At 63.0% G+C, this 21,639-nt stretch carries 22 protein-coding genes; 9 read left to right on the top strand and 13 right to left on the bottom strand.

Features of this window, described 5'->3' with window-relative positions:
- Positions 1-3 precede the first annotated feature (3 nt).
- From J1C49_RS01165 to J1C49_RS01155, 3 genes are all read left to right on the top strand, one after another.
- A complete protein-coding gene (locus tag J1C49_RS01165) occupies positions 4-279 on the top strand; it encodes a YciI family protein (protein WP_227443935.1) in 276 nt (91 codons plus the stop codon).
- Positions 276-695 (top strand): EVE domain-containing protein, encoded by a 420-nt coding sequence (locus J1C49_RS01160; RefSeq protein WP_227443934.1) that lies wholly within the window; start codon positions 276-278, stop codon positions 693-695. Before J1C49_RS01165 ends, J1C49_RS01160 begins: the two co-directional genes overlap by 4 nt.
- A 168-nt stretch (positions 696-863) precedes the next feature.
- Positions 864-1,259, top strand: coding sequence for a DUF1761 domain-containing protein (locus tag J1C49_RS01155; RefSeq protein ID WP_227443952.1), 396 nt, complete (start codon positions 864-866; stop codon positions 1,257-1,259).
- Between the two features lie 497 nt (positions 1,260-1,756).
- On the opposite strand, the gene J1C49_RS01150 is transcribed toward J1C49_RS01155, so the two are convergent.
- Entirely contained in the window at positions 1,757-2,098 is a 342-nt protein-coding gene (locus J1C49_RS01150; RefSeq protein WP_227443933.1) for a DUF2853 family protein, read from the bottom strand.
- Between the two features lie 319 nt (positions 2,099-2,417).
- Here J1C49_RS01150 and J1C49_RS01145 point away from each other — a divergent pair, with 319 nt between their 5' ends.
- Positions 2,418-3,110, top strand: a complete 693-nt coding sequence (locus J1C49_RS01145) for a GNAT family N-acetyltransferase (RefSeq protein ID WP_227443932.1) — start codon at positions 2,418-2,420, stop codon at positions 3,108-3,110.
- 240 nt (positions 3,111-3,350) lie between these two features.
- Here the strand turns inward: J1C49_RS01145 and J1C49_RS01140 are convergent, their stop codons facing one another.
- Entirely contained in the window at positions 3,351-4,010 is a 660-nt protein-coding gene (locus J1C49_RS01140) for an MOSC domain-containing protein (protein WP_227443931.1), read from the bottom strand.
- A 437-nt stretch (positions 4,011-4,447) separates the two neighbouring features.
- Positions 4,448-5,836: an adenosylhomocysteinase gene (gene ahcY / locus J1C49_RS01135; protein ID WP_227443930.1), complete on the bottom strand. Its 1,389-nt coding sequence runs from the start codon at positions 5,834-5,836 to the stop codon at positions 4,448-4,450.
- Between the two features lie 121 nt (positions 5,837-5,957).
- On the opposite strand from ahcY, the gene J1C49_RS01130 reads away from it, so the two are divergent.
- A complete protein-coding gene (locus tag J1C49_RS01130) occupies positions 5,958-6,647 on the top strand; it encodes an FkbM family methyltransferase (RefSeq protein WP_227443929.1) in 690 nt (229 codons plus the stop codon).
- Between the two features lie 422 nt (positions 6,648-7,069).
- Here J1C49_RS01130 and J1C49_RS01125 read toward each other — a convergent pair whose 3' ends face one another.
- From J1C49_RS01125 to J1C49_RS01110, 4 genes are all read right to left on the bottom strand, one after another.
- A complete protein-coding gene (locus J1C49_RS01125) occupies positions 7,070-9,391 on the bottom strand; it encodes a DUF3604 domain-containing protein (protein ID WP_227443928.1) in 2,322 nt (773 codons plus the stop codon).
- Positions 9,392-9,545: 154 nt separating this feature from the next.
- The gene (locus J1C49_RS01120; protein ID WP_227443926.1) at positions 9,546-11,030 is read right to left on the bottom strand and encodes a tripartite tricarboxylate transporter permease; all 1,485 of its coding nucleotides are present in this window, start codon (positions 11,028-11,030) and stop codon (positions 9,546-9,548) included.
- On the bottom strand, positions 11,027-11,515 hold the full coding sequence (locus J1C49_RS01115) for a tripartite tricarboxylate transporter TctB family protein (protein ID WP_227443925.1): 489 nt from the start codon (positions 11,513-11,515) through the stop codon (positions 11,027-11,029). The genes J1C49_RS01120 and J1C49_RS01115 overlap by 4 nt, the downstream gene beginning before the upstream one ends.
- A gap of 101 nt (positions 11,516-11,616) precedes the next feature.
- Positions 11,617-12,594, bottom strand: coding sequence for a tripartite tricarboxylate transporter substrate binding protein (locus J1C49_RS01110; RefSeq protein ID WP_227443923.1), 978 nt, complete (start codon positions 12,592-12,594; stop codon positions 11,617-11,619).
- Between the two features lie 124 nt (positions 12,595-12,718).
- Between J1C49_RS01110 and J1C49_RS01105 the strand changes: the two genes are divergently transcribed.
- Complete coding sequence (locus J1C49_RS01105) at positions 12,719-13,630, top strand: LysR family transcriptional regulator (protein ID WP_227443922.1); 912 nt, start codon at positions 12,719-12,721, stop codon at positions 13,628-13,630.
- Positions 13,627-14,370 (top strand): sulfite exporter TauE/SafE family protein, encoded by a 744-nt coding sequence (locus J1C49_RS01100; protein ID WP_227443921.1) that lies wholly within the window; start codon positions 13,627-13,629, stop codon positions 14,368-14,370. The genes J1C49_RS01105 and J1C49_RS01100 overlap by 4 nt, the downstream gene beginning before the upstream one ends.
- Before the next feature lie 141 nt (positions 14,371-14,511).
- On the opposite strand, the gene J1C49_RS01095 is transcribed toward J1C49_RS01100, so the two are convergent.
- From J1C49_RS01095 to J1C49_RS01070, 6 genes are all read right to left on the bottom strand, one after another.
- Complete coding sequence (locus tag J1C49_RS01095; RefSeq protein WP_227443920.1) at positions 14,512-15,177, bottom strand: fumarate hydratase C-terminal domain-containing protein; 666 nt, start codon at positions 15,175-15,177, stop codon at positions 14,512-14,514.
- A gap of 136 nt (positions 15,178-15,313) precedes the next feature.
- Positions 15,314-16,270, bottom strand: a complete 957-nt coding sequence (locus J1C49_RS01090) for a fumarate hydratase (RefSeq protein WP_227443919.1) — start codon at positions 16,268-16,270, stop codon at positions 15,314-15,316.
- Between the two features lie 373 nt (positions 16,271-16,643).
- Positions 16,644-18,401, bottom strand: a complete 1,758-nt coding sequence (locus J1C49_RS01085; protein WP_227443918.1) for an L-aspartate oxidase — start codon at positions 18,399-18,401, stop codon at positions 16,644-16,646.
- Between the two features lies 1 nt (position 18,402).
- Positions 18,403-18,756 (bottom strand): succinate dehydrogenase, cytochrome b556 subunit, encoded by a 354-nt coding sequence (gene sdhC / locus J1C49_RS01080; RefSeq protein ID WP_227443917.1) that lies wholly within the window; start codon positions 18,754-18,756, stop codon positions 18,403-18,405.
- Positions 18,753-19,100, bottom strand: a complete 348-nt coding sequence (locus J1C49_RS01075) for a succinate dehydrogenase (protein WP_227443915.1) — start codon at positions 19,098-19,100, stop codon at positions 18,753-18,755. Before J1C49_RS01075 ends, sdhC begins: the two co-directional genes overlap by 4 nt.
- Positions 19,100-19,813 carry a succinate dehydrogenase/fumarate reductase iron-sulfur subunit gene (locus J1C49_RS01070; protein ID WP_227443914.1) on the bottom strand — a complete coding sequence of 238 codons (714 nt, stop codon included), beginning with the start codon at positions 19,811-19,813 and terminating at the stop codon, positions 19,100-19,102. The genes J1C49_RS01075 and J1C49_RS01070 overlap by 1 nt, the downstream gene beginning before the upstream one ends.
- 259 nt (positions 19,814-20,072) lie before the next feature.
- Between J1C49_RS01070 and J1C49_RS01065 the strand changes: the two genes are divergently transcribed.
- Both J1C49_RS01065 and J1C49_RS01060 read left to right on the top strand, forming a co-directional pair.
- Positions 20,073-20,897 carry a citryl-CoA lyase gene (locus J1C49_RS01065; protein ID WP_227443912.1) on the top strand — a complete coding sequence of 275 codons (825 nt, stop codon included), beginning with the start codon at positions 20,073-20,075 and terminating at the stop codon, positions 20,895-20,897.
- Between the two features lie 136 nt (positions 20,898-21,033).
- Entirely contained in the window at positions 21,034-21,627 is a 594-nt protein-coding gene (locus tag J1C49_RS01060; RefSeq protein WP_227443911.1) for an HD family hydrolase, read from the top strand.
- Positions 21,628-21,639: the final 12 nt, after the last annotated feature.

Genomic DNA, 21,639 nt, shown 5'->3' with positions numbered 1-21,639 from the left:
CCCATGCTTGTTGCCCTTGTTGCCCATGACAAACCCGGCGCGCTCCAGATCCGCAAGGACACCCGCGCGGCGCATCTCGATTACCTGCAAAGCACGGGCGTCGTTGAACAGGCCGGCCCCCTTCTGGACGCGGCGGGCGAGATGATCGGCTCCCTGATCGTGCTTGACGTGGCCGATCTTGCGGCGGCGCGCGCCTGGGCCGACGCGGATCCCTATGCCGCAGCGGGACTTTTCGACAGCGTGACGCTGACCGAGTGGAAGCGGGTGATTGGCGGATGAGATACTGGCTGTTCAAGTCCGAGCCGTCGACCTGGTCCTGGACCGATCAGCAGGCCAAGGGGGAGGCGGGCGAAGAATGGGATGGCGTGCGCAACTACCAGGCGCGCAATTTCATGCGCGAGATGGCGCTTGGCGACCGCGGCTTCTTTTACCATTCACAAAAGGAGAAGGCGATTGTCGGCACCGTCGAGGTGATCGCTGAAGCGCATCCCGACAGCACCACGGATGACGCGCGCTGGGACTGCGTGGACATCAAGGCGCTGGACACGGCCCCGAACCCGGTCACGCTCGACGCGATCAAGGCCGATGAGCGGCTGTCAGACATGGCGCTGATCCGCAATTCGCGACTCTCTGTTCAGCCGGTCACAGAGGCGGAATGGCGGATTGTCTGCGAGATGGCGGGGTTGCCCCTTTAAGCCCTGGCGTGGGCGGTCCGGGTGGCAAGGGCTTTGCCGGATCGGGCCGCGATTGCGCGGCTCATTTGATTTGCGGGCGGTTTCCTGAGAGCCTCTAGGCGCGCGCGACCCGCATCAAGCGACGGTTTTGCGTTGCAAGACATCAAGACGAGGAGGGGGAGGGCGATGCTGGAAATCATCAACGTGCTTGTGGCGGCCTTTGCGGGCTTCGCGGCTGGCGCTGTCTGGTACATGGTGCTTGCGGAGCAATGGATGGACGCCGCGGCGATCCCGCGAGGTCCGGACGGCAAGCCCGAGGGCGGTCAGTCTGCCGGGATGCTGATCTTTGGTCTGGTGTGCCAGATCTTCGTGGCAGGCATGATGCGCCATATGTTCGAGCTGTCGGGGATCGACACGCTGGCGAAGGGGCTTGTGTCCGGTGCCGGGGTGGGCGCGTTTTTCATCACGCCATGGATTGCGCTCAACAACAGCTATGGCGGGCGTCCGCTGCGGTTGACGCTTATTGATGGCGGCTATGCAACGGTGGCCTGTGCGATCATCGGGGCGGTCCTGACGCTGTTCTGAGAGGGCGCGCGACGTGGTTTGCCCGGAAGCGATCCGGACCGCAATTCCGGGGCTGAAAGTCTCGCGCCGAGGATCTGTGGCTGGAAATCTCGGGCCGAAGATCTGGTGCCGAAGATCTTGGGGCCGAAGATCTGGGGCCGAAGATCTTGGGGCCGAAGTTCTGGGATTGAAAACCCGGGCTGCAATTCCCGACTGACAAATCACTGGCCGAGAACCGGGTCGAAAAACTGGGGGGTTCGTCACCATACGCCGAACCCCCCGTCACCCACGTGCTCCCTACGCACCACACGTGAAAAACCTTGAAGACCCGGCCATCCTAGCCAGCACAACCAGATTATGCGCCGATCACAGGCCGTGCAATCGCCATGTGGGCGCAATTTGTCTCAAACCAAACAGGCCGGAGCGAATGCGTCATCGCCCGGCATGTCCGCGTTGCGTCCATATCGTCGGGTGTATCGGGGCCGCGCCCGTTCCGGAGCGGCCCACCACACCTGCGCTCAGCCGTAGACGGATTCCTTGCTGAAGTGCTTGGTCAGCATGTAGTACACCACTGCGCGATACTTGTTGCGCTCGGACTGTCCGTAAGTGGCCACAACAGACTGGATCGCCTCCATCAATTCGGGGCCGTCCTTGAGACCCAGCTTCTTGATCAGGAAGTTGTTCTTGACGGTTTCAAGCTCGCCTTCCTGTGAAGACGCGACGGTGCTGGCATCGGCGTCATAGATGGCCGGACCACAACCGATCGTCACCTTGGTCAGAAGCGCCATGTCGGGCTCCATCCCGCATTTCTTGCGCAGATCATCGGCATATTTCTCAATCAGGTCGTCGCGTTTTCCCATTTGGGTCCCTCCACCGGTTTTGAATCTGGGCCTTTCGGCCTCTCGGCGGGCATGGTTACAGGGAATTCAGCGGCTGACAATGATAATTGAACCGGGCGTTTCCCCGCTGGCAAACCCAATGATTCCGGGTAGGATTTACCAAGGTCTTTCGGATCACCGGCTTTGCGACCGTTCTGCGCGCGCCTTGGTGGTGGCCCGGCGCGGCGCGCTTTTGGGCATGCGGAATATGGAAACAATTTGTTTGTTTTGATATATGTTTTTAACATATATATTTCGATTTGAGATAAATTGGTCGGTGTTGGTGACAAGGGTTCAAGTGATGGCAGGTGCGACGATGCAAAGCGAGCGTATGCATGATCATGGCGCTTCGCGCCCGCGCTCTGATGGTCCGCTGACGCAGGACGAGCGTCGGCAGATGATGGCGCGCAACACGGGTCTTGCGTTCGATCCGGTTCAGATCGGTTCTGTGCCGCAGGACGTGTTTGACGATCTCGCGCCCGCCGGGGAAGGGCCGAAAGCGGGCTGGCCGTCGGTGCGCGATGCGGCCGAGTCCCTGACCCTGCGGGGCTGGGCGCTGTCTGATGCGCCGGAATTTCGCCGACTGCTGGATGACCCGAGCGTCTGGGCGCATATGCCGACCGCAAAGCCGGAGCCGCTTGACCGCAGTGTTGCGGAGACGCTGATCACCTTGTCCAACGATGCGGCGCATCATGTGGTGCGGGCGATTTGTGTGCGAGGGCGTCCGGTAGGACAGGTCCGGCTTGAGCGGCTGTCGGACGGAAGTGTAGAGGTCAGCTATTGGATCGGTCGCGCGCATTGGGGCGGCGGGATCGCGACGCGGGCGCTTCGCAAATTGCTCGACGAGCATGACGGGTCCGAGACGCGGCTTATCGCACGGATCCACCGCGACAACCCGGCCTCGGCGCGGGTGGTGGGCAAACTGGGCTTTGTTTTTGAATCCCATGACCCGGCCAAGCCCGATTGGATGATTTTTGCGCGCAACGCGGCCTGATCCGAAAACAGCCATGCAATCAACGACGTAGCGAGACGGACGCGTCCGGCTGCCTGGCGTGTGGGTTGCTTTGTGACCGGGTTGCTGAATGGGGCGGCTTTCTAAGGATGGGGGTGCGTGCCTGTCGGGCTCCCTGTTCGTCAGCTTTCCTGCCCGCCAGCGTCCCGGTCCACGGGTGGCTGACCGGTCTGGTCAGTCGGACGTCTCCCCGACGCTTGCAGGGGCGCAGGAGCGGAGCCTTCAGTCCGACGCCGCCATGGCGGCAAACGTGGAGCGCCATCCCGGTGCCAGTTCAGGCATGCGCGCCAGAGCGTCCGCGTGCGCAGGGGCAATCCGCTTGAACAACAGAGCATGCGTGACCTCCGCCACGGTCCATCCGGGGTTTGGCCTGTCCGTCAGGCGCAGCGTATCACCGACCCGCACGACCCCCGGCTCGAGCACGCGATAATACCATCCCGTGCGCCCTGATTTGCGAAAATGATAGGCCATGGTCGGCGTCTCGCGATAGGCGTCGAGCTTCCAGCATGGCTGCCGCCCCTGGCTGACCTGCACAAGCGCCGTCCCGAAATGCAGCACATCTCCGATACACAGATCGGTTTCCGTCACACCCGTGGTCGCGATGTTTTCGCCGAATGCGGCGGGGGCCGCGTCTGGCGGCAGCATCCCGTCAGCCTGCCATCGCACGTAGTGCTCGGTGGCATAGTGATGCAGCGCCTTGTCGGCGTCGCCGTGCACGGTGAGATCGGCCTGTTGGTCGGCGGCAAACCCGGCCTGTGTCACCTGCTGCGGGCCGCTCAGCGCCGTCTTGTGGATCGCGGAGGGGGGCTTCCCGGGCCAGAGGTCGGCGGGTTGGCCGGCAAAGAGGCCGGTGATCTCTGCGCGCAGATCGCAATTGGGCATGGCGGTTTCCCGGTTGTGGGTCTGTCTGGCAGCAGAGCGAATTCGCGCAGCTGATGCAACATGCGCCCGCGCGCGGCGTTCAGGGTCGCTCGCGGCGGGGCGTCGAGTGCTGTGCAAGAGGGCACTTGCGTGCCATCTCGGTCGCACGATGAGCCGACGAGCCAACCGGTTCGCGCCGGATGGTCGAACCGTCGGTGTTTTGGGAAGGTTTGCATGGAAAGCGCCGCCGTTGCCGCGCGGTGGGATCTGGCGAAGCCGGGCAGGGGCAGCAAGGCGCGTCATGCGGGAGGGAGGCGGATACCGCCACCCATTCGGGGACCGGGTTGGCACGCCGATATGTCAGGGGTCGGAAGGTCGGAAAGAGAGACCCGTGCCACACAAGAAAGGGCAGACCGTCGGCCTGCCCTTTTGCAATCGATTTCGACCGAAGCCGCAGCCTAGTAGCGGTAATGCTCGGGCTTGAACGGGCCTTCTGGCGTGACGCCGATATAGGCCGCCTGATCCGGGTCGAGCGGCGTCAGCTTCACGCCGATTCTGTCGAGATGCAGCCGCGCGACCTTTTCATCGAGACGCTTGGGCAGGATGTGCACGGCGTTGTCATAGGCCGCGCCATTGGTCCAGAGCTCGATCTGGGCCAGAACCTGGTTGGTGAAGCTGGCAGACATCACAAAAGACGGGTGGCCCGTGGCATTGCCGAGGTTGAGCAGGCGTCCTTCGGACAGAAGAATGATGCGATTGCCGGACGGCATCTCGATCATGTCCACCTGCTCCTTGATGTTGGTCCATTTGTGGTTCTTGAGGGCGGCGACCTGAATCTCGTTGTCGAAATGGCCGATATTGCCGACGATGGCCATGTCCTTCATCGCACGCATGTGGTCGATGCGGATCACGTCCTTGTTGCCGGTGGTGGTGATGAAGATGTCGGCGCTGTCGACCACGTCTTCGAGCAGCACCACTTCAAAACCATCCATCGCGGCCTGCAGCGCGCAGATCGGGTCCACTTCGGTGACTTTCACCCGCGCGCCCGCCCCGCGCAGCGAGGCCGCGGAGCCCTTGCCCACATCGCCATAGCCGCAGACCACGGCGACCTTGCCCGCCATCATGGTGTCGGTGGCGCGGCGGATGCCGTCGACAAGGCTTTCCTTGCAGCCATACTTGTTGTCGAATTTCGACTTGGTCACGCTGTCATTAACGTTGATCGCCGGGAAGGGGAGCTGGCCGTTCTTGTGCAGTTCGTAGAGACGGTGCACGCCGGTTGTGGTCTCTTCCGAGACACCCTTGATCGCGTCGCGTGTCTTGGTGAACCAACCGGGGCTTTCAGCCATGCGTTTGGCGATCTGCGCCTTGATGACCGCTTCTTCCTCGGATTGCGGTACGGGGATGATCTCTTCACCCGCTTCCGCGCGCGCTCCGAGCAGCACATAGAGCGTCGCGTCGCCGCCATCGTCGAGGATCATGTTGGCGCCCTCGGGAAACTGGAACGACCGGTCGAGGTAATCCCAGTGCTCTTCGAGCGTCTGGCCCTTGACGGCAAAGACCGGCGTGCCGCCTTCGGCGATCGCCGCGGCCGCATGGTCCTGCGTGGAGAAGATGTTGCACGAGGCCCAGCGGACATCCGCCCCAAGCGCGGTCAGCGTTTCGATCAGGACGGCGGTCTGGATCGTCATGTGCAGCGAACCGACGATCCGCGCGCCCGTCAACGGTTTGCTTTCGCCATATTCCGCGCGCAGAGCCATCAGCCCCGGCATTTCCGTCTCGGCGATATCGAGCTCCTTGCGGCCATACCCGGCCAGGGCGATATCCTTGACGACGTAATCTTTGGCCATGCCTTTAGCCCCTTCGTAATCTGTCTGTGTGAAGTGTTGGATGGGCAGGTAGCATTCCTGACCCAAACCGACAACGTGAATTCACAGCGCGGGATCGGCGCAGCGGCAGGAAAGGGGCGCCATGACAGGGATGACAATACGCTCTGCGTCGAATGCCTACGGGTGTTACGCGATCCCGGAGGGATGCGCTTCGCGGCCGGCGGCGCGGGCGGTGCTGTCGGGCGGGATCTATGAGCCGGAGACGCTGGATTTCATGCGGCGCTACGCGGGACGGGGCGATATCGTGCATGCGGGCACGTTCTTTGGCGATTTCCTCCCCGCGCTGGCATCCGCGCTTGCGCCAACGCGGCGGCTCTGGGCGTTCGAGCCAAACCCGGTGAGCGTTGCCGCCGCGCATGAGACCATCACGCTGAACGGGCTGCGCAATGTGACGCTGACCCATGCGGCCTTGTCGAACCGGGCCGGCGCACTGCATTTTCGCACGCATCGCAGCGATGGGCGGCCGTTGGGCGGGTTGTCGCAGGTGGTGGACTCCCCGGGACCCGGGGTAGAGACAGTGCCGGCGGCTATGCTCGATTTTGTCGTGCCGCAAGAGAGGCCGCTCGGGATCATCCAGCTTGACGTGGAGGGGCACGAGAAGCCCGCGCTCAAGGGGGCTTATCACCTGATCCATCGCTGGCGGCCCCTCCTGATCCTGGAGCATTTCGAGGCGGAGGGCTGGATTACACGCACGTTCCGGGGGCTGGGCTACCGGCGTATCGGTGCGTTGCATGGCAACACGGTTTTTGCGACGGAACCCATGGTTTTGTGAGGCGGCGCCCGATATGGCGCGCCTTCCCATATGCCGGGGCTGCGCTGGCCATGGCCCGGCGGCGGACCCGCGTGACGCCACTGCGTTTGACGCGGCAGCCGGAGCGGCCAAACGGCTTGGCACCCCTGAAAAAGCGGACCCGCAAAATGGCGCTGGCGTGTCCTGTGCGCTGACGCCCGGGCTTGGCGACACTTAAAAATGCGGACCAGAAAAGCCGCGCTTGTGTGGCCTATGCGCTAGCGCCCGGGCTTGGCGACCCGGAAAAATCAGACCCGCAAAACCCGTTTGAGCGCGGGGGCGGACCGGCACGCCGTTGGCCAGACTGGTCTGGCGGAGCCGCTGCCACCGGTCCGGGGCCGGACCGGCTTGGCATGCCGGCGAGGGCGTCGCGCGCCCTGACGTGGCCGGTCCAGCGCCGTGGCTCAAAGACTGCGCAAGACGTAGATCGGGCTGGACCAGGCCTGCGTTCCGTCCTCTAGCGTCACGCGCACATAGAACGGGTTGTCCCGGCCCTCTTGCGGGTCAAGCGTGTGGGTCAGGCTCACCGAGCGATGCGGATTCTCATCGGGCAGGCGGAAAAGGCAGATGCCGCGCGGCAATGCGTCGGACGCATCAAGCAGCCTGTCTTCGTACCCGATATCGGCCAGCGCGACGCTCTGGGTGATCAGCGGGGTGTTCAGGGCGATACTGCCCGCTCGGCTGTCCTCCAGGGTTGCGATAAACCCGGCAAGGTTGCCGGTCGTGACCGATTTCCAGGTCAGCTCGGAGGCGCTGGGCTGATCGAGGGTCTTGTCGCGATTGAAGAAGTTCACCGGCTGCGCGGCTTTGATGCGCGCGGCATCAAACCGGGCTGTCCCATCCCATGGCACCGCGCGGAACCGGCCTCGGTATTCCGCCCCCTCCCACCAGACGCCAATCCGGTCGCCAAGATCGTCCGGACCGTAGGGCCGGTGGCACGCGACGTGATCGAGCCCGTTGAAAATATCGATCCGCCGCACCGGAGCGCCCGCGTCCACTTGCAGATCGAGATGCGCGGCCCCTGAAGGCAGATGCACGATGTCACCCATCATCGCGCCGTCGCAGGGCGTGGTTTCGTAGCTGTCGCCAAGGGCGGGGTCGCTGAGGCAGAGCGTTGCGTCGTCGTCGAAGCGCATGGTGACCGCCATGCGCAGGCGCCCGTTCGGCCCGCCTGTCGTGGCGTAGTGGTGGCGGCGGTTGATGCAGGCAATCAAGCCTTCGCGGGTGAGCTCCGGCATCAGAAAACAGGTGAGGCCGCCGACCGCGCCGAACCAGCCCGCGCCCGGATAGGAGGCGCCGGGCCGTCCCTTGTGGCCATCCGAATTTCCGATGATCCCGACACGGTAGCCGGCCTTGAACGCATCCTGGACGATCCATTCGAAGGTGCCCCAGGCGGAATGCACTTCGACGGATTTCTCGAACCGGCCGTCATGGGCCTGGGTGATATCCGCATAGCGCCCGCCGCAATGCGCAAAACAGATCACGTCCCATTCACCGGCTTCTGCGAAGGCTTCGAACAGCGCCGCCGCGGTATGGCAATCGGTGCCTGCATCGCTCTGATCCTCGATCAGCGCGTGAGAGGAGCGCCGCATCATGCGGCCCTCATGCGGGAAGAAGACATTGCGATCGCCGCCGAGCGCGGTGTTGCCGGACCATTCGTAGCCGGGCAGGGTGACGAAGCGGCCATCCTCGTTGAAATGGGCGGTGACTTTGTTGAGATCCTTCCAGAACGTGTCGGTCATCTGGAAATCATTGCCCTGATGCGCACAGGCATCGAGGAATGCCCGGTCACGGCCAAAGGTGAAGTAATCCGCGGCACTGTTGGTGCCGAGCGTTTCGTCGGACTGGCCGTGCAGGTCGCCCCAATAGCTCAGGAGCGTTGGGGCCTGCGCGACCTCTGCCGGGTTGCAGGTGGCCAGGGTCGTGCCATCGGGTGCATGCAGCGTGATCTCCAGCGGGCCGTCTTCGTCAACGCGGAGTCCCGCGATTTCCGTGGCAAAACCGCCCGGTTGGATGTCAATCATCTCGGGCAGACCGGCCACCGTGCGATTGGCGCGCGGCGTGAGCGTTATTGCGGCCTTGTCGGTCGGATTGCCCCAGCGATCCTCTGCCTTGATCTTGAGGGTAAAGGGCGCGTCACGGGCGATGGTCGACGGGATGACCGCGACCCATGTGTCTGGCGCGCCGGGCACGATGGAAATGGCGGGCTGTTCAGGCAGGGTCTGGAAGTTGTAGGTGGCGATCGGGTCTACCAGAACGCGGAACGGGTAGTGATGCTCGCAAAAGGTCTGGAGCCGCATCCCGGGGGAGCCATGATCGGTGACGCCAAAGCGCACGGTGATCGTGTCGCCTTCTTTCATGAAGCCGCGGACCACCTTGATCTGAAGCGTGCGGTCCCAGGGTCGGATATTGCCCTTGGGATCGAACCGGGCTTCGAGAACGGCCTTGTTGGAGGCCGTGACCTCGGTATAGCCGGGCGCTTCGGGATCGGTGAATTGCGGGTTGGTCTGGTCGGTGGCAAAGCGCCAGACGATGCGCAGGCTGCCGCTGTCATCGATGCCAAACCGCCCGGCCGTATAGGTGAGGGTAAAGCTTTGATAGCTGCCGGCCTCGAACGCGCCGGTCTTGTCCAACACCGCCGTGCCGAGCAGCGCGGGGTCGATCGGGCTGCGCAACGTGCCGTTGTGCATTTCCAGCGGTGTCATCAGAGCGTTCGGATCGGACATGAAGGCCCCTCCCTGTTTGAACGAGATCGTTTTCCTGCGTGAGCCGCACCGCGTCACGGGGCCGGTGTGGCCCGGCTTTCCGGAGGCCGGCCGCAGGCCGGATGAGGAAGCCCCCTGGCGGCTCTGGCACCGCGCACCGCCTCCCCCGCGCGCTTCAAGCGCGGGGGATCTTGCGAATGTTGCGGGCGATTGCGACGATGGTGATGATCGTGACCGCCCAGAAGAACCATGTGATCGGGCCGCGCAGCAGGATCGATGGATCGCTGCCGGACATCAGCATCGACTGACGGAAATTGTCCTCCAGAAGCGGGCCGAGGATAAACGCGATCAGGAAGGGGGCCGCCGGTATGTGCATGCGCATCATCAGGTAGCCGACCCAGCCCATCGCGAACATCACTCCGACGTCGAAAATGTTATTGTTGACCGCAAAGACGCCGTAGATGCACAGCACCAGCACCGCGGGCATGAGGATCCGTTTCGGCACGTCCGACACGAAGCGGAACCCCTTGATCGCGACGCTGCCCACGATGAACAGGAAGACCGAGCTCACGATCAGGCCGATGAACAGGCCATAGATGATATCGACATTCAGGATGAACATCATCGGGCCGGGTTGCAGCCCATGGATCATGAACGCGCCGATGATGATCGCGGTGATCACGTCGCCCGGCACACCAAGCGCGAGCAGGGGGATCAGGGTCGCACCGGCCACGCCGTTATTGCCGGCCTCGGACGCGGCCACACCCTCGATTTCGCCCTTGCCGAAATTCTCCCGGTTTGGCGATTTTCGCCGCGCCTCGGAATAACTCAGGAACGCCGAAGGGGCCGCACCGATGCCCGGGATCGAGCCGAGGAACACCCCGATCAAACTGCCCCTGATGATGGATCTGAAGCTGCGGCGGTAATCGGCAAAGCTCACCTTGGTGTGTCCGAGGCTGCGCGCCTTGCCAAGATGCGCCGTGGGGTTCCACGCCATGGCGATGATTTCGGGGATCGCGAACAGCCCGATCAGCACCGCGATGAAATTCAGGCCGCCCATCATGTTCGGATCGCCGAAGGTGAAGCGGTTTGTGCCGTAGACGAGGTCCAGCCCGATCGTCGCCAGCAAGAGCCCCAGAATTGCCGAGAGCGCTCCGCGCAACAGGCTTTCGCCCGACACGCCGGCGATGATGGTCAGTGAGAACAGGATCAGCGCGAAGAACTCCGGCGGCCCGAAGCTCAGCGCAAAGGAGGCCAGCCATCCGGCAAACAGGATCAGCGCGAGGTTGGAGACGACATCGGCGGTGCAGGATGCCCAGAGCGCCATGCCAAGCGCCCGGCCGGCCTCGCCCTTTTCGGCCATGGGATGACCGTCGAGGATCGTCGCCGAAGAGGCCGGTGTGCCGGGCGTCTTGATCAGGATCGCGGGAATCGACCCGCCAAAGATACCGCCCTTGTAGACCCCGAGCAGAAGCAGGATCCCGGTGATGGGTTGCAGCGTGAAGGTAAAGGGCAAGGTCAAGGCCACGGCCATGGTTGCCGAAAGCCCGGGGATTGCCCCGCCCACAACCCCGATACAGATCCCTGCAAAGAGGGCAAAGAAGGCCTCGAACGAGGCAACGACGCTCAGACCGGCCATCAGGCTGTCGGCAAGACTCATGGCAACCTCACGAAATTGCCTTGTGGGATCGCCACGCCGGCGACATGGGCAAAGAAGGCGTAAAGCGCCAGCGGCACAAGCACGGCGCAGACCAGCGCGGTGATCGGGTGGCGTGTGCGAAACAGGAAGGCGGTGACGGCAAACACGATCATCGCCGTCCAGACCATGCCAAGCCGGGGCAGGGCAAACATTGTCAGCATCATGATCACCGCAAGCGCGGCGAGGCGCAACCACGCCTTGGGATCGGTCCCCTCTATGTGGGTCGGGTCGGGATCGGGGCTTTCATGACGCGACGCGAGCAAAAGCCCGATGCCCACAAAGCCGGTCATCAACGCCAGTGTATATGGCCAGAAGGTCGGCGAGAGCACGATATTGGAAACATTGCTTGGCGAGGAGACCCAGCCCGGAATGCCGACAAGCGCCAGCAGCAAAGCCACGCAGCACGCGCCAAGCCCCAGCCGAAATTGGATCGCTTTTGGTGACACGCGACCGGTCTCCCCTCCTTTGGCAGAGATGCGGCCGCCCCTGAAGGCAGCCGCAGGGATCGTCTATGGGCGCGGCCCGCGGGGCCGCGCGGCGCCGGGGATCACCCCTCGATGCGCATGCCCAGATCGTCCACCAGTTTGCGGAAGACGTTATACTGGCCCTGGATGAACTCGTTTGCCTCAACCGGGTCCATCAGGCGGATCACCGAGCCGCGTGCCGTCATGGATTCGGTGAACTGTGGATCCTGAGTGGCTTCGGCCATCCAGGCACCCCATTTCTCGGCCACGTCATCGGGCAGCCCGTCGGGACCCGCGATGCCGGTCCAGCCAACCAGCTGGTTCAGGCTGTCCTTGCCCAGATCGTTTGCGGTTGGGGCGTCAAAACCGACCACCGGCTCCGAGGTGGTGACCAGCAGCGGGATCAGCTGCTTGTTGGCGACAAAGCTCGCCAGCGAGGAGGAGTTGGTGCACACGAAGGTTGCCGTGCCGTTCAGCACCGCGGTGATCGCGGCGCCGCCGCCTTTTTGCGGGATATGCGTGACGTCGTTCATCACGTCGGCAACGCCGAATTCACTCATTACCATGGCGCTTGCGAGATGCGGGAACGAGCCGACACCCGAAGAGCTGTAGCTCACGCCGCCTTCGTTCACCTTGGCGATCAACGCGTCCATCGTCGTGATGCCAGAGGAGGGCGACACCGCACAGGCGGCCGGGTTGATCTCGTAGACCGTGACGAAGCGGAAATCGTCCAGCGTATACGGCAGGGTGGCTTTCATCGCAGGGTTCACCGAGTGGGACCCGACGCGGGCAAACAGCATGGTATACCCGTCAGGCTTGGCGTTCTGGACCGCGACCGAACCGGTGGCCCCGCCAGCGCCGGTGACATTCGCCATCACCAGTGGCTTGCCAACCGCATTCCCGAGCGGCTCGGCAATGGTTCGGGCCGAGATGTCCGTTGCGCCGCCCGCGCCGTAGGGAATGATCATGTTGATGGGGCGTTCGGGATATTCCGCCACCGCCGCACTGGCCGTGAGAACTGCGCCGATCGCAAACGCGACAGAGGTGCCTTTGAGTGTCATGTCTTCCTCCCTGTGATTTTTCATCTCTTTGATTTCAATCACCGTAAGAGTTAGTGTGACTTAGCGATAGCTATTTCAGCTTACAGCTTTTGAAAGCTTGTCTTACGAAATTGAAGGGGACGCGATGACGATCAGGCTGCTTCGGACCTTGGTGGCCATTGCCGATACAAAAACATTCAGCGAGGCGGGCAAGGTGGTGAATGTGACCCATGCCGCCGTCAGCCAGCAGATGCAGGCGCTCGAATCCGATCTTGGCATTGCACTGTTCAATCGAAGCACCCGCACGCCGGAGTTGACCCCTGTCGGTCGTCAGATCGTTGCCAAGGCACGCCAGTTGATCGCGGATTACGACAACCTCGTGCCGTCGGTGCTGGGCGACGGCGGGCTTGGCGGTGTGATCACGCTGGGTGTGCTGCGCACCACGCTCACCGGACTGACGCCAAAGGCGATGGCGGCGTTGAAAACCAAATATCCCCAGATCGGTCTTCATATCCGGCCCGGCCTCACGGGAACGATCCTCGCGGAGGTGGAACGCGGGAACCTCGATGCCGGGATCATCACCAAGCCGACCCAGCTGCCGGTTGACGTCGTCTTCAGGGAGCTGGCCGAAGAGCCCATGCAGTTGATCGCGTCGCTTGAGGAGGCAGAAGCAGACCCCTTGACGCTTCTGGCAACCCGGCCCTTCATCCGTTTCAACCGGCGTGCGGTGGTCGGGGCAATGATCGACAGCTGGATTCTCTCAAAGCGGATCGCGGTCAACGAAACCATGGAACTCGACAGCCCGGAGGCTATCACCAGCATGGTGCATGCCAATCTCGGCGTGTCCATCGTGCCCCATCTGGCCGTTCGTCCCGCTGATGCGGTGCCGGTCAAGGCAATCGGACTGGGGCCGGACGCGCCACGCCGAACGCTCGGGCTGGTCTATCAGGAGCGACAGATCAAGACGCGTGCGCTGGACGAGTTGTATGATGCGTTGATCTCGGTGATCGACGCGGCGCGCCATCGGTCGGATCCGTCGGTTTCTTCCGGCACATGAATACGGAAACCGCCCTCTTTCTCGTGGCGGGAGCGTTGGCTGGCGGGTTCATCAACGGACTTTCCGGCACCGGAATGGCACTGTTTTCAATCGGCTTCTATCTTGCGGTGCTGGATCCCGCGCGCGCCGTTGCGGTGGTTGCGCTCATGTCCATCCTCGTTGGCATTCAAGGGCTATGGGTGGTGCGTGGCGCGCTGCGCGCGCAGCCGGGACGGGCGTTGCGCTTCGTGATCCCGGGGTTGGTGGGGGTGCCGCTTGGCGTTCCCTTGCTCGATGTGATCGAGGCGGGGACGCTGCGAGTCACGATCGCCGTGATCCTTGTCTTCTATGGCGGCTATTTCGCCTTTCGCAAAACCCTGCCCGTTTTCACGCGGCGCACGCCAAAAACGGATGTCTGTGTTGGGTTTGTTGGCGGTGTCCTGGGTGGCGCGGCGGCGATCTCGGGCGCGGTGCTCTCCATGTGGGTGTCGCTGCGCCCGTGGTCGAAGGCGGAGACCCGCGCGGTGCTGCAGCCGTTCAACGTCGCAGTTCTGGCCACGACCGTCATGTTGCTCCTGTTTCGCGGAGCCTATGATGCACGGACCTTTTCGGCCATGGCGGTCACGGCTCCGATGGTGGTTGTGGGTGCGCAGATCGGTATCATTGTGTTCCGGCGGCTGAGCGACAATGCCTTTCGCCGGCTGATCATCCTGATGACGCTTGTGCTCGGCCTCGGGATCATGGTCAGTGAGATCGCCTGACGTCCCCGCATCGAAAATGGGTGTTTCGGACGGCGACCCACCCTGCTTCGGCCGCGGCGCGTGAGGTGTAGAGCCGCGAATACTCTGTATCGCACGCGACGACCGCTTTTCGAAGAGAACCGCGACTTTGCGGGGCGGTGATCAGATCACTTCATCCGTTCGGTCGTCGCTCTCTCCATACCGCTTGAGCACGGCCGGCTTGGTGCCTTCATAGATGCGCTCGACATTCCCGGCGATACGCGCGTTTTCCCGCTCGAAAAGGCAGTCGCCGTTGAGGTCCGAGGCCACGATGAACGGCCCCATCCTCCTGCAGCGGAGCACCCACATCGCCTGTGCCAGGCCAAGCTCCTCGTTCCAGTGCACGGCCTCGACGTTTTCCACTCCGCGCCCGAGAAGCGCGCCGGTGCCATAGCCGACAGTGGAAAGATAGACCGCCCCATTTGGCACGAAATATTCCTTGTAGTCCCGTGACAACATCCCGCCCTTGCCCACGATGAGCTTTGCGCCTGTCTTGGCCATCCATTCCGGGAGCCATTTCGCAAACCGAAATGACGCGGTCGCGGTCACAGCGCCCATGTCAAAAGAGCCATCGGCATTGATCCGCGCGGCTGGCGAGCAGTGGAAATTGGCCGCTGATTCTGATGGTAACTCCATGGGAATGTTGGCCTGATCCTCCAGCGCACGCATGTAGACGCCTTCTCGGGCGGTGTACATCAACCCGTCGAGATAGACGACATCACCAAGCCGAAGTTCAGCGATGGCGTCGGGCGTGGGGGTGGTCGAGAGAACAACTTCCCGGATGCTCATGATCGTGCTCCTGAACCATTAAGTGGCGCTGTCGATAAGCGTGGGAAACGGGGGGCCAGCCCCCCGCACCCCCCGGGATATTTCAGGCCCAAAGAAAACACGGGCGGTGCGTTTTTCTGTGTGCAGGCAAGGCGGATCATTCCGCGGCTTCCCTTGTGGGTTCCCAATCCACGGTCTCCCGCCTTTGGTAAGGTGTAAACCAATCGGGATCGGTGCGATGCTGAACCCGGCCATCGGCATGAATACGGGCGACCGCGCGGCGCGACGACAAGCAGAACGCATGAACCGACATGGGCATGCCGCCGGTGTGGCAGTATCCGACCTCGATATTGCAGTCGATCACCATGTTCTTTCCGACAAACCCCATTGCTCCCATGCCGATGGAATTTCCCAATTCCTTGAATTCGTCTTCTATTTCGGCGATGCGCGGGTCTGAATTACGGCTTCCCACAGTGCGCAATACAGAGGCGCGTTTTCCCAGTGTCATACAGGTATCCTTTGATCCTCCAAGACCGATTCCGATAATGGCTGGCTGGCAGGCGAGGCCACGTTTTCCAAATGCCATCAGGCTGTCGAGATAGAAGCGCTTGATTCCCTGGATGCCATCAGACGGGAACAGCATGCGGTAATCCGTTCCGAACAGTCCGCCCTTGTGGACGGTGATCAGGTCTACCCAGTCGCCTTCCGGTTCGAAGCCGTAATCGATTTCGGGCGCCCCTATGCCGACGTTGTTGTTGTGATCCGTGCGCCAGAGCGGATGCACCCGGTTGGGCCGCAACGGCACGCTGTTGGTCGCGGTGGCGGTGGCCCTTCGGAGCACCGTTTCCAATGCGCACATGCCGCCTTCGATCCGCGCCTCGTTGCCCATCTTTACAAACCAGCGCGGCACGCCCGTATCGCCACACATGGCGCGCCGGTCTTCCTTGGCAGCTTCGTAGTTATCAAGCATTGCCTTCAGGACAAAGGAAGCCAAGTCGCCATCCTCTGTCTCTGCCGCTTGCTTGAGACCATCGAGGTAATCCTGCGGGATCTCGATTGCGGCTTTGTCCATCAGCGTTTCGGCCGTGGACTCGATCAGGGAGAGGGGGATCATCTGCGTCTCCCAAGAGTTTCGAGCTGGCTCGCAGACCGGGAAAGCATCGCGTCGGGCCCAAGCACCATGTGTCTGTTTCTTCTGTCCAGAAATACTCCGGGGGGTCTGGGGGGCTGGCCCCCCAGCCGGCTTGCAGCTTGGCGTGACCCTCCGCGGCGGACGTGTGGCCTATGGCTTCGCCGGTTGAAACGGTGTTGAGGCAGACGCGTTGTCGCCATTTGCTCAGAATATCGCTGACTCTGCTCGGTTACAGGCGCTCGGGCTGGCGTTGTCTGGTCCAAAGGCCGGCACGTGCAGCAGCCGGTGCCGCAGGACAGCCTGCGCTCATGCACTGGCTGTTTCCGATCTGATATCCGCATATATCCTCCACAACTTACTGCGCTGCAACGAGCGTTTCCGGCTCACCGTCGGGCAGAATGGTTTCTCCAGGGCGGACGATCGTAAAGGCCACCGGGCTGTTGGTGACCTCGACGCTTTCGCCTTCTTGCCGGGCCACGGTAAAGGTGCTGTCCTCCATTGCGCCGGGCTCGGGAAAATCCTCGCGGTGATGTGCCCCGCGCGAATTTTCGCGCGCGAGCCCCGCCTTCGTGATGACTTCGGAGATATCGCATAGCGAGCGCAGGTTCAGCCAGTCGTGCCAGGTCAGGTTGAATGCCAGATTGCCGGCATCCACCCCCACATCCATCAGAGCCTCTGACACTGCCGATATGCCGGCAAGCCCACGTTTCATCCCGTGCTCCGTGCGGATCACGCCGACCTCTTCCCACATCACCTCCTGCAGTTGCTTGCGAAGCGGCAGCACAAGGTCTGGCTTCCGGGTCAAGGGGTGGGTCGCGCGGGCAAACTCCGCCTCAAGCACGGTTTCATCCGGTTCGCGCAGGGTCATACGGCGCATCTCGGTGCCCATCGTGTCGCCCGCGATGCCACCGTAAACGGTGGAATTGGCCACGCCATTGCCGCCGAGCCGGTTGGAGCCATGCGCGCCGCCCGCATCCTCGCCTGCCACGTAAAGCCCCTCCATCGCGGTGCGCGTGTCCACATCGACCACAACGCCACCCATGAAATAATGCGCCGTGGGCACCACCTCGACCATGCCACCGGCCAGATCGAAGCCGCTGTCGGCGCAGCGCTTGACCATGCCGGGGAATTTCTTGCGCACCACATCCGGCCCAAGATGCGCCATCGAAATGAAGACGCCCTCCTGCTCGGGATTGTTGTTCTTGCGCATCTCCGCGTATATCCCGCGGCTGACCAGGTCGCGCGTGGCGCGCTCGCCCTTGCTGTCGTAATCGAACATGAAGCGTTGCCCGGCATGGTTGATGAGCTGGCCGCCCGCGCCGCGCAGGCCCTCTTCGAGCACCGTGCCCGTCATGCGCGTGTGATCGCCTGCCAGAAGCCCTGTGGGGTGAAACTGGACCATCTCCATGTCACGCAGCGGCAGGCCTGCACGCAAAGCCATCGCAAGCCCGTCCATCGTCTTGTCCCCTGACGGGGTGTGATACTTGTACATGGTCGGCCCGCCGCCAGTGGCCATCAGCACACATTTGGCGCGCACGAACCGGAACCGACCCGTGCGCATGTCAATCATCAGAACGCCAGCCAGTGCCGAACCGTCCCGCGTCGGGATCAGCCCGACGGCGCGATGCTCCTGCAGCTTTTCAACCCCGCTCGCGAGCACTTTCTCCATCAGGCGGTTGATGATCTCGATCCCGGTCAGATCGCCCTTGTGAACGGTGCGATCGGCGGTCTGTCCCGCGAAAGCCTTTTGGTGGAGAGAGCCGTCGGGATTGCGATCAAAGAAACACCCGATTTCATTCTCAAGCTCGCGAATGCGCACAACGGCCTGTTCACAGAGTCGCCACGCCATATCCTGATCGGGCAACCACTTGCCGCCCTCGATCGTGTCCATGAAATGCCGCTCGACCGTATCGCCACCGCCAAGTGCGACATTGTATCCGCCCTGCACCATCCGCGTGCAGCCGCATTTGCCAATCAGGCCCTTCACCGCAATGGTGATCCGGGCACCCTCCGGCGCGGTCTGGCGGGCGTGCAGCGCGGCAAACAACCCGGCGCCCCCGGTGCCAAGGATCAGGATGTCGGTGTCATGGCGTTCGATGTCGGCAAGGCGCATGTCAGAGGGCTTTCATCAGGAACAGGCAGGCGATCAGGAAGGACATGGCGGCGGCGAGCGCGGCCAGCGTCTTTTGTGCAGGAGTCCAGGGCAGCCATTCCATGGCCATCAGCCGCAGGCCGCCGAACATGTGCACCGCCAGCCCGAACACCAGGGCAAACTCCGCAAGCTTGACGACCCCGGCCTCGGTCATGGCCAGGAACCCGTCGAGCCGCGCCGGGTCGGTCACGGCAAGCGACAGCACCCAGAAATGCAAGGGCAGGAAAAGCGCCAGCGCCAGGCCGGACAGGCGGTGAAGGATATAGGCGAGCCAGAGCGGATGGGCCCGTGAGGTAACACCCGACGCCGCGCTCATGCGCCCAACCCCTGCGCAAAGGTCACGGCCCAAACCGCGCGCGCGCCCAAAACGAAGAGCCCGAGACCCACGATCCACATCAGGGCGTCCAGCACCGGGCCGCGCAGCCCGCCCCATTCCGAGGCAATCGTGCGCAGGCCAATCGCCCCGTGCGCCGACACGGCGACGACGAACACGCCGTAAAACAGGAACCACAACACGGACCCTTGCGTGCGTCCGAGGATTTCGGCGGCGCTCAGCCCACCCTGAATGGCGTAGATCATCACCGCCAGATGCCCAAGCACGAGCGGCGCCATCAAAAGCGCCGTGATCCGTTGCAGCATGTAGAGGCGCAGCGACAACATCAGCTCTTCCTTCTGAAAAAGGAGCGCGCGGTTTCCCGCTTCAACCCGGCGATGGCGGACATCGGGTCCAGCTCGTTGGGGCAATAGACGGTGCAAGACCCCATCGAGTGGCAATTATGGCAGCCACCGCGACCCGACACCGCGTCGAGGATCGCCGCGCGGCCTTCATCCTTGGTGTCGTTCAGAAGCGTCCAGGCGCGTTGCAGTGCCGCCGGTCCAAGATATTCGGGGTTGCCGGCCACGGTATCGCAGGCCGCGTAGCAGACCGAACAGTTGATGCACTCGATACCGGCATTGGCATTGACCCGCGCCGCGCTTGTTTCGTCGACCGGCGCGATCGGATCGTCGCGGGTCCGGTCGCCATGATGCACGCCCTCTGCCGCCACCCATTTGTCAAAGAACGGGTCCATGTCGACGGCAAGATCCTTGATCACCGGGAGGTTTCGCAGCGGTCCGATATGGACCGCGCCGTCTTTGAGCACCTTGGAAATGTGGGTCCGGCAGGTCCAGCGCGGCACCCCGTTGACCATCATCGCACAGCTTCCGCACATGCCAACGCGGCAGGCAAAGCGATAGCTCAGGGTCGGGTCGGCGTTCTGCTGCACCCAGGAGACCACGTCGAGCACGGTCTGGTTGTCATAGGCGGGAACCTCGAATGCCGCCTGCGCACCGGCACTGCGTTCGATTGTGACGGTCAGGACATCAGAGGGCATCGCGGGCTCGGTTTTTTGCAGGTCTGGACACGGATGCATCTTACACCGGTTAGCGTTGCTTTATGAATAGAGTATTTGCTTACATATACCGTTAGTAATTCTTAATATTAACGCTTTGATACACTCGGTCATGCGGGTGCAGGCGCGGTCATTCAGGGTTTCCGTCCCGCGGAGAGACGGGTTACTTGGCGGTGACCCGAGCGGGCCAGCCGACGCGTGTTCGTGGCGGCGGGGGCGACCAACAGGAAAGGAAAAGCACATGAGCGAGGATTCGGAGGCGGCACGCCGCTGGTGGCGCACATCGATCATCGACATGGAACCCGGGCGTATCGCCTTTCGCGGCTTCCCGATCGAGTCGTTGATTGGTTCGGTGTCCTTCGGCCAGATGATCTGGCTCATGACCCGGGGCGATCTGCCGACACCGGAGCAGGCCGCGTTGCTGGAATGCGCGCTGGTGGCCGGGGTCGATCACGGCCCGCAAGCTCCCTCGATCGCGGCGGCGCGCATGGCGGCCACATGCGGTGTCGGGCTGAACACGGTGATGGCCACGGGCGTGAACATGCTGGGGGATGTCCACGGGGGCGCAGGCGAGCAATGCGCCATGCTGTATCTCGACATCGCCAAACGCCTGGATGCCGGGGCAACAATGGACAGGGCGACCGAGGCCGGGTTGGATGCATGGCGCGCACGGCATGGCAAGATCATATCCGGCTTCGGGCATCGGTTTCACAAGCCTGTCGACCCACGCGCGCCCCGGTTGATGGCCCTGGTGCGCGATGCAGCAGCAGCGGGAACGGTCTCGGGCCGTTTTGCCGAGATTGGGGAGGCGGTGCAGGCCGCTGTCGGGGCAGCGCGCGGCGCGCCGATCGCGATGAATATCGACGGGGCGACAGCGGTCGTGTTTTGCGAACTCGGGTTTGCCCCACCTCTGTCGCGCGGGTTGTTTTGTCTGTCGCGCTCCGTCGGCGTGCTGGCGCATGGCTGGGAGCAGATGCAACAGGGGGGGCGCAACAAGGGGCCGATGCCGCCTGCATTCCTGCCGCTTTACGAGCCGCCCTCCGCGACGGCTTCAGAGCCGGATTGACAGCCCGGCCCGGCACCTTTCGGGGGGCTGCACCATGAAGACGGCAGGTGGCCTGCCGATGCCGGTGTCAAGCGGCTTGCCCCGCGCGACGGGATCGGCCAGAACCGTGTTTCGGTCGCGACGCAAGAGGATGAAAATGGCCAAGGCCCCACGCGCATGGCAGCGGATGCTTTCAGGACGCAGGCTCGATCTGCTCGACCCGACGCCGGTGGATATCGAAATCGCCGACATCGCCCATGGGCTCGCCTTCGTTGCGCGCTGGAACGGGCAGACGCGGGGAGATTATGCGTATTCCGTGGCGGAGCATTCGCTTCTTGTTGAGACGCTGTTTTCGCGTCTCTGTCCACGCGCGACGGTGGCGGATCGGTTGACGGCGCTGCTGCATGATGCGCCGGAATACGTGATCGGCGACATGATTTCACCGGTCAAGAACGCGGTTGGGCCGGGCTATGAAGAGCTCGACAAGCGGCTTGCGGCTGCGATCCACATCCGGTTCGGCCTGCCTGCGGCGGTGCCAGCGCCGCTGAAGAAGCAGATCAAGAAGGCCGACCGCATCTCTGCCTGGATGGAAGCGACGCAGATCGCAGGGTTTGCCGAAGCCGAGGCGGACCGGTTCTTTGGACGTCCGGACAGCACGTTGATCGCGGGCCTTGGCATTCGGCTGCGCCCGCCGGTGGAAACACGCGCAGATTTCACGGCACGTTTTGACGCGTTGCTCAAGGCGCTCTGAGCGCGCCACGTG

The organism is Cognatishimia sp. F0-27 (assembly GCF_020667845.1).
In the GTDB taxonomy this organism is placed as follows: Bacteria; Pseudomonadota; Alphaproteobacteria; order Rhodobacterales; family Rhodobacteraceae; genus JAFMPQ01.
Note: the sequence above shows the minus strand (reverse complement) of the source record. Positions and strands in the feature narration are given on the sequence as shown.

What these genes read in the sequence shown, in the direction of transcription:
- J1C49_RS01100 (WP_227443921.1), top strand. Translation starts at nt 13,627, where the DNA reads ATGAATACGGAAACCGCCCTCTTTCTCGTGGCGGGAGCGTTGGCTGGC.
- J1C49_RS01130 (WP_227443929.1), top strand. Translation starts at nt 5,958, where the DNA reads ATGACAGGGATGACAATACGCTCTGCGTCGAATGCCTACGGGTGTTAC.
- J1C49_RS01090 (WP_227443919.1), bottom strand. Translation starts at nt 16,270, where the DNA reads ATGATCCCCCTCTCCCTGATCGAGTCCACGGCCGAAACGCTGATGGAC.
- J1C49_RS01160 (WP_227443934.1), top strand. Translation starts at nt 276, where the DNA reads ATGAGATACTGGCTGTTCAAGTCCGAGCCGTCGACCTGGTCCTGGACC.
- sdhC (WP_227443917.1), bottom strand. Translation starts at nt 18,756, where the DNA reads ATGAGCGCGGCGTCGGGTGTTACCTCACGGGCCCATCCGCTCTGGCTC.
- J1C49_RS01110 (WP_227443923.1), bottom strand. Translation starts at nt 12,594, where the DNA reads ATGACACTCAAAGGCACCTCTGTCGCGTTTGCGATCGGCGCAGTTCTC.
- J1C49_RS01150 (WP_227443933.1), bottom strand. Translation starts at nt 2,098, where the DNA reads ATGGGAAAACGCGACGACCTGATTGAGAAATATGCCGATGATCTGCGC.
- J1C49_RS01125 (WP_227443928.1), bottom strand. Translation starts at nt 9,391, where the DNA reads ATGTCCGATCCGAACGCTCTGATGACACCGCTGGAAATGCACAACGGC.
- J1C49_RS01085 (WP_227443918.1), bottom strand. Translation starts at nt 18,401, where the DNA reads ATGCGCCTTGCCGACATCGAACGCCATGACACCGACATCCTGATCCTT.
- J1C49_RS01120 (WP_227443926.1), bottom strand. Translation starts at nt 11,030, where the DNA reads ATGAGTCTTGCCGACAGCCTGATGGCCGGTCTGAGCGTCGTTGCCTCG.
- ahcY (WP_227443930.1), bottom strand. Translation starts at nt 5,836, where the DNA reads ATGGCCAAAGATTACGTCGTCAAGGATATCGCCCTGGCCGGGTATGGC.
- J1C49_RS01165 (WP_227443935.1), top strand. Translation starts at nt 4, where the DNA reads ATGCTTGTTGCCCTTGTTGCCCATGACAAACCCGGCGCGCTCCAGATC.
- J1C49_RS01060 (WP_227443911.1), top strand. Translation starts at nt 21,034, where the DNA reads ATGGCCAAGGCCCCACGCGCATGGCAGCGGATGCTTTCAGGACGCAGG.
- J1C49_RS01145 (WP_227443932.1), top strand. Translation starts at nt 2,418, where the DNA reads ATGGCAGGTGCGACGATGCAAAGCGAGCGTATGCATGATCATGGCGCT.
- J1C49_RS01065 (WP_227443912.1), top strand. Translation starts at nt 20,073, where the DNA reads ATGAGCGAGGATTCGGAGGCGGCACGCCGCTGGTGGCGCACATCGATC.
- J1C49_RS01075 (WP_227443915.1), bottom strand. Translation starts at nt 19,100, where the DNA reads ATGTTGTCGCTGCGCCTCTACATGCTGCAACGGATCACGGCGCTTTTG.
- J1C49_RS01095 (WP_227443920.1), bottom strand. Translation starts at nt 15,177, where the DNA reads ATGAGCATCCGGGAAGTTGTTCTCTCGACCACCCCCACGCCCGACGCC.
- J1C49_RS01105 (WP_227443922.1), top strand. Translation starts at nt 12,719, where the DNA reads ATGACGATCAGGCTGCTTCGGACCTTGGTGGCCATTGCCGATACAAAA.
- J1C49_RS01070 (WP_227443914.1), bottom strand. Translation starts at nt 19,813, where the DNA reads ATGCCCTCTGATGTCCTGACCGTCACAATCGAACGCAGTGCCGGTGCG.
- J1C49_RS01140 (WP_227443931.1), bottom strand. Translation starts at nt 4,010, where the DNA reads ATGCCCAATTGCGATCTGCGCGCAGAGATCACCGGCCTCTTTGCCGGC.